The organism is Neobacillus vireti, assembly GCF_036962465.1.
GTDB classification, from domain to species: domain Bacteria; phylum Bacillota; class Bacilli; order Bacillales; family Cytobacillaceae; genus Neobacillus; species Neobacillus vireti_B.
In genome coordinates this window covers 16,569-18,513 of record NZ_JBALNF010000029.1, presented here as the reverse complement: position 1 = coordinate 18,513, position 1,945 = coordinate 16,569, and the positions used below count along the sequence as shown (strand labels likewise).

The window sequence follows — 1,945 nt, the reverse complement described above, 5'->3', positions numbered from 1 at the left end:
AATTAGGAGGTCTAAACTCCAGAAGAATTTAAACTTAGGGTAATCTTACTATTTTCTGAACTTTATTTCAACAATTTAAAGCGTTAATGTGTAAAATGCTAAATTGAGTAAATTTATTTTTTAAAAAGGTAAATAATATCATTTATTTTATCTCGTGGTGGTTCATAAAATGACTCATCAAAAAATTAAAAGTATCCTAGGTGTTGATGTTCGTGCCCGGAACTGTAATTAATAAAATTAAATGGAAATACTAATCTTTTTGGATGTAGTTTGGAAGATATGCATTCTTTCTTAATTTTTACAGTGCCGGTAGATGGTTAATCCCACTACGGGTAAAATAATTTCTCCTTGTTTATTTTCACTAATACCTCTAATATCTTATCTTTTAAATCAAAATCATCACTTAAAATGTCAAATAATTTAATTTCCCCATTCCTTAATCTCATAGTAATGTTATTGATATATGTCTCTTTAAATCCCTGCAGGGTGTCGTTAAGAAACATATACTGTAACTCGTCTGCAATAATTTTCTCTAATTTCATTGCAATCCCCCTAAGGATCATCAAAGATGTAATTTCTTTCATAATATGTATCTTTTCTTTTTGGTGAAACATGACCAGTTTACTAAAGAATTTTGTTTTCTAATGCACATTATCAGCTCAATTAATAATATCTGAAAATTTTGACTCCACAGGACTTATTTTAGTATAATGCTATTCTTCGGAAATGAGGTAAACAACAAGGGAGATAATATGATCATTTATTCTAAAATCACTGGTATAAGAAGACCTCCAAGTACTATCAATGAAAAAAATAAACATAATCTTGAATTAATGGCGAAAGTTAGTATCAATTTGTACTTAAGTACCAAGGGAATGAAACTTAGGGAGCGATAAAAGGATTTAATTTGAATGTGTTTTTTTCTAATTATTTCAGTTTGTCTCTTACTGATGGATGAAGATCTCCCGCTAGGAACGGCCCTTGCGAGGAAACGTTTTTATCAGTCATCCATTCGCTTTAACCTAATAAAGTATGCTATTATTCTAATATTGTGAATAAAGGAAAGGATGAGTAAATTGTCATTTGAGAGTGTTAAGAAGCATTTTGAACAATGGAGTCGGGAGGAGGATGTGATGGAATTTGAAACATCTAGTGCAACAGTGGACCAAGCTGCCGAAACAATTGGTGTGACTCCTGCCCGAATTGCTAAAACATTATCTTTTCGAAGTTCTGAGGAGCAAGCAATTTTAATTGTTGCGGCCGGGGATGCCAAAATCGATAATAAGAAATTTCGCCACCACTTTGGCTATAAAGCCCGGATGCTGTCGCCAGATGAGGTACTAGAGCAAACAGGACATGCGATTGGAGGGGTTTGCCCATTTGGTTTAAAAAATGAGCTGGAGGTTTATCTAGATGTTTCTATGCAGCGGTTTGAGACGGTCTTTCCCGCATGCGGCAGCACCAATTCCGCCATTGAATTAACGAAGGAAGAATTATTTGAATACTCGGCTGCCAAGGAATGGGTAGATATCTGTAAAGGCTGGGGAGAGGACGAAGTGAGGGAAACGGTTAATCAACAAATACAGGCATAGAGGATATTCCTTTATACCTATCTAAATGGGGGATTTATTAATAATCTGCCATATTGATTAATATAATTACAGTGATTTTATTTTGAATTTACAATGATAATCATCATAGGAAGAAGGAATCGGATGATGAAATTCAAAATATACCGCTGTAATTGCCGGCAAACTTGGTCAATCCAAACCAGAAAGTCGAGAGTCAATGCGGGTACGGTTCTATTAAATGCTCGTTGGTCTGCTGAATTGAAACCGGAACGGAAGAATGACCCAAAAGGATTTGTTACCACTAATGGAGAAACAGGAATTGTTTTTAATCCAGACCGTGAATTAGTCGAACAATTTGTGAAAGTAAAGAAATT

The 1,945-nt window shown here is 34.4% G+C and carries 3 protein-coding genes; 2 read left to right on the top strand and 1 reads right to left on the bottom strand.

Features of this window, described 5'->3' with window-relative positions; translation table 11 throughout:
- Window positions 1–326 precede the first annotated feature (326 nt).
- Complete coding sequence (locus V7077_RS12945; protein WP_335502115.1) at window positions 327–542, bottom strand: hypothetical protein; 216 nt, start codon at window positions 540–542, stop codon at window positions 327–329.
- Between the two features lie 534 nt (window positions 543–1,076).
- On the opposite strand from V7077_RS12945, the gene V7077_RS12940 reads away from it, so the two are divergent.
- Together V7077_RS12940 and V7077_RS12935 are read left to right on the top strand one after the other, a co-directional pair.
- Window positions 1,077–1,592: a YbaK/EbsC family protein gene (locus V7077_RS12940; RefSeq protein ID WP_335502113.1), complete on the top strand. Its 516-nt coding sequence runs from the start codon at window positions 1,077–1,079 to the stop codon at window positions 1,590–1,592.
- Window positions 1,593–1,715: 123 nt separating this feature from the next.
- Window positions 1,716–1,945: hypothetical protein (locus V7077_RS12935; RefSeq protein ID WP_335502111.1), on the top strand; the 230-nt coding region annotated here is incomplete at its 3' end.